Raw genomic sequence first — 3,267 nt, 5'->3', positions numbered from 1 at the left:
CTTGGCGCGGCAGGCGGACGCCCTGCGCGCCGGGCTGGACGCGGTCGATCGCGAGCTGGGGCTCTTCAGCGAAGTGCGCGGTCGCGGGCTCATGCTCGGCGCGCAGCTGCGGCCGATGTTCGCAGGACGCGCCGGCGAAATACTCGACCGCTGCGTCGAACACGGCCTGTTGCTGCTGCAGGCCGGGCCCGACGTCCTGCGCTTCGTGCCTGCACTCAACATCAGCGACGAGGACGTCGCCGAGGGTCTTGCTCGGCTGGGGGCAGCACTGCGCGAGGTAGTGGTCGCCTAGGGCTCTCCCACAAGGTTCGCCGGCGGCACGCGGGCCGATCATCGCGGCGCGGAGTCGGCGCCGCGATCGTCCACGCGGCGAATCGGCGGGCTACAGCAGTGCGAACGCCTCGCGCGCCGCGGCGATCGTCGCGGTGATTTCCGCGTCGGAATGCGCGCTCGACATGAAACCGGCTTCGAAGGCCGACGGTGCGAAATAGACGCCTCGCTCCAGCATCGCGTGGAAGAAGCGGTTGAAGCGCGTCGTGTCCGACGCCTTGGCGTCGTCGAAGGTCTCCACGAGCCCTTCGCGGAAATACAGGCCGAACATGCCGGGTGCCCGCGTGGTGTGGAACGCGATTCCCGCGTCGCGTGCCGCCGATTCGAGCCCGTCGCACAGCGCGTGCGTGCTGCGCTCGAGTGCGTCATGGAAGCCCGGCGTCTGGATCAGCTCGAGCGTCGCGAGCCCCGCGGCCATCGCGACCGGATTGCCGCTCAGGGTGCCGGCCTGGTAGATCGGGCCAGCCGGCGCGATCTGTTGCATCAGGTCGCGACGCCCGCCGTAGCAACCGACCGGCATGCCTCCGCCGATGATCTTCCCGAACGTCGACAGATCCGGTACGACGCCGTAGCGCTGCTGCGCGCCGCCGAGCGCGACGCGAAAACCCGTCATCACCTCGTCGAAGATCAGGATCGTGCCGTGCTGCGTGCATAGCGCCCGCAGGTGCTGAAGGTAGCCGTCACGCGGCAGGATGCAGTTCGCATTGCCGACGATGGGTTCGATGATCATGGCTGCGATCTCCGCGCCCATGTCGTCGAACAGGGCGGTGGCCGCGTCGAAATCGTTGTACGGCAGTGTCAATGTGAGATCGGCGAGCGCGGCCGGAACGCCGGGTGAATTCGGCAGCCCGAGCGTCATGACGCCACTGCCCGCCTTCACCAGGAAGCTGTCGCCGTGACCGTGATAGCAGCCTTCGAACTTGACGATGCGGGTGCGACCGGTGGCGCCGCGTGCAAGCCGGATCGCCGACAGCGTGGCCTCGGTGCCCGAGTTCACCATGCGCACCATTTCGCAGCTCGGCACGATTCGGGTAATCGCCTCGGCCATGGCGACTTCGAGCGCGTTCGGCACGCCGAAGCTCAGGCCATCGACCATGGTCCGTGCCACGGCGTCGAGCACGTTCGGATGCGCGTGGCCGGCGATCATTGGCCCCCACGAACCGACGTAATCGATGTAGGTATTGCCATCGACGTCGTGCAGGTAGGCCCCTTCGGCGCGTTTCGCGAAGAACGGCGTGCCGCCGACCGAGCGGAACGCGCGGACCGGCGAGTTGACCCCGCCGGGGAGCAGCTCGCTCGCGCGCGAAAAAAGCCGCTCGGAAATCGTGTGGTTCATGCGTCGTGATCCTTGAAACAGGCGAGATAGGCGAGGGCGGCGGCGTGCGGATCGGGTGCATCGAACAGCCCGCCGACGACAGCGATTAGGTCCGCGCCGGCATCGATGAGCGAGGGCGCGTTCGAGGGCGTGATGCCGCCGATGGCGACTTGCGGCAGGTTCAACGACGCGCTCGCGGTCAGCAGCGGTAGATGCGCACGTCGCGCGCCGGGCTTGGTCAATGACGGGAAGAACGCGCCGAAGGCGACGTAACTCGCCCCGGCATCTGCAGCCAGTCGCGCGCGGTCGATCGAGTCGTAGCAGGAGGCACCGATGATCGCCGCGGCCCCGAGCGCCTTGCGGGCCTGGCGAAGGTCGCCGTCGTCGCTTCCTAGGTGGGCGCCGTCCGCGCCTACCGTCGCCGCGAGGCGCCAGTCGTCGTTGATGATCAGCAGTACGCCACGCGCGCGACAGAGTGGCAGCAGGGCGCTCGCCTGTTCGGCGCGCAGGGCGCTGTCGGCCCGCTTGTTCCGGTACTGCAGCAGCGCGGGACCCGCGTCCAGCACGGGACGCACGCGGGCAAGCAGCCGAACGCTGTCGGGCTCGTCGGGCGTGATCGCGTAGAGGCCGCGGCGCGGCCAGGACGGCGTGTCAGGGGGCATGCTTTCCGCGGGCAGGAGCGAATGGGACAATGCGGTCCCGAACCGGAAGCATTATCCGCCCATGTCGACTGCTGCAGAGACCGCCCCCTTCCGCACGTGGATGTGCGTCGTCTGCGGCTACATCTACGACGAAGCGAAGGGCCTTCCCGAGGAAGGCATCGCGCCCGGCACGCGTTGGGCCGACGTACCGGACACCTGGACGTGCCCGGATTGTGGCGTCACCAAGGATGACTTCGAAATGGTCGAGGCCTGACCGCCTACTTCAGCGGCGTGATGCCCGGTCCGAGCTTGAGTTCCGTGCCCTTGGCGAGCTTCAGCTGCTCGGCTTGCCCGGCATTGAGTTCGAGCACGTAGCGCGCGGGCGCGTCGCTCGGATAGGGCGGGCACTGGTCGCCGAGCGTGCAGGGCGGCACATCGCGCCGCTGCGCCACCAGGTGCCGGCCGGTGTCGAAGTACAGGATGTCGAGCGGGATCTTCGTGTTCTTCATCCAGTAGGCGAGCGGCTCCTCGCGATCGTGCAGGAAAAGCATGCCGTGGTCCGCGGCCATCTCCTCGCGGAACATCAGGCCGCGCTCGCGCGACGCGTCGTCGGCGGCGATCTCGACCGAATAGCGCTTCCCGCTCAGCTCGACCCAAGCCCCGCGGCCGCTCGCACAGCCGGTGATGAGTAGCAGCGCCAGCGGCAGTAGCCATCGCGTTTTCATGACTCGTCCTTTCAGAAAGTGCGGCTGACATTCCGACACGACGGCACGCCGGTCAAGCCTCACTGAACGGCGGAATGCGGCCGCGAAGCCGCCCCTTCCAAAACATCGCGGGCATGTGCACAATGCGCGCCCCGCTGACGAGAACGCGCTGCAACCGCAGCCGGACGAAGAACGCGGGCCAGCAAAATTTCCGCTCACGAGGTGTTGACAGTGATCGGAAATGCCCTAAAATGGGCGGCTCACTTGGACGAACTGA

Annotated in this window: 5 protein-coding genes; 2 read left to right on the top strand and 3 right to left on the bottom strand. The window is 67.7% G+C overall.

From position 1 onward, the window contains the following. Positions 1-292 (top strand): aminotransferase class III-fold pyridoxal phosphate-dependent enzyme (locus FW784_RS13330; protein ID WP_149353813.1); only part of this gene is annotated, 292 nt, incomplete at its 5' end. Positions 293-382: 90 nt separating this feature from the next. On the opposite strand, the gene hemL is transcribed toward FW784_RS13330, so the two are convergent. Both hemL and thiE read right to left on the bottom strand, forming a co-directional pair. Beyond that, positions 383-1,666 (bottom strand): glutamate-1-semialdehyde 2,1-aminomutase, encoded by a 1,284-nt coding sequence (gene hemL, locus FW784_RS13325; protein ID WP_149353812.1) that lies wholly within the window; start codon positions 1,664-1,666, stop codon positions 383-385. Further along, positions 1,663-2,307, bottom strand: coding sequence for a thiamine phosphate synthase (thiE, locus tag FW784_RS13320; RefSeq protein ID WP_149353811.1), 645 nt, complete (start codon positions 2,305-2,307; stop codon positions 1,663-1,665). The genes hemL and thiE overlap by 4 nt, the downstream gene beginning before the upstream one ends. A 61-nt stretch (positions 2,308-2,368) precedes the next feature. Between thiE and FW784_RS13315 the strand changes: the two genes are divergently transcribed. Continuing rightward, positions 2,369-2,560, top strand: a complete 192-nt coding sequence (locus FW784_RS13315) for a rubredoxin (RefSeq protein WP_149353810.1) — start codon at positions 2,369-2,371, stop codon at positions 2,558-2,560. Between the two features lie 4 nt (positions 2,561-2,564). Here the strand turns inward: FW784_RS13315 and FW784_RS13310 are convergent, their stop codons facing one another. Further along, a complete protein-coding gene (locus tag FW784_RS13310) occupies positions 2,565-3,011 on the bottom strand; it encodes a DUF192 domain-containing protein (RefSeq protein ID WP_149353809.1) in 447 nt (148 codons plus the stop codon). Positions 3,012-3,267 lie beyond the last annotated feature (256 nt).

It is taken from the genome of Cognatilysobacter lacus, assembly GCF_008274655.1.
Lineage (GTDB): Bacteria > Pseudomonadota > Gammaproteobacteria > Xanthomonadales > Xanthomonadaceae > Cognatilysobacter > Cognatilysobacter lacus.
This window is presented reverse-complemented; position numbering and strand designations above follow the sequence as displayed.

Coding starts and splice junctions, on each gene's coding strand:
- hemL (WP_149353812.1), bottom strand. CDS start 1,666: ATGAACCACACGATTTCCGAGCGGCTTTTTTCGCGCGCGAGCGAGCTG.
- thiE (WP_149353811.1), bottom strand. CDS start 2,307: ATGCCCCCTGACACGCCGTCCTGGCCGCGCCGCGGCCTCTACGCGATC.
- FW784_RS13315 (WP_149353810.1), top strand. CDS start 2,369: ATGTCGACTGCTGCAGAGACCGCCCCCTTCCGCACGTGGATGTGCGTC.
- FW784_RS13310 (WP_149353809.1), bottom strand. CDS start 3,011: ATGAAAACGCGATGGCTACTGCCGCTGGCGCTGCTACTCATCACCGGC.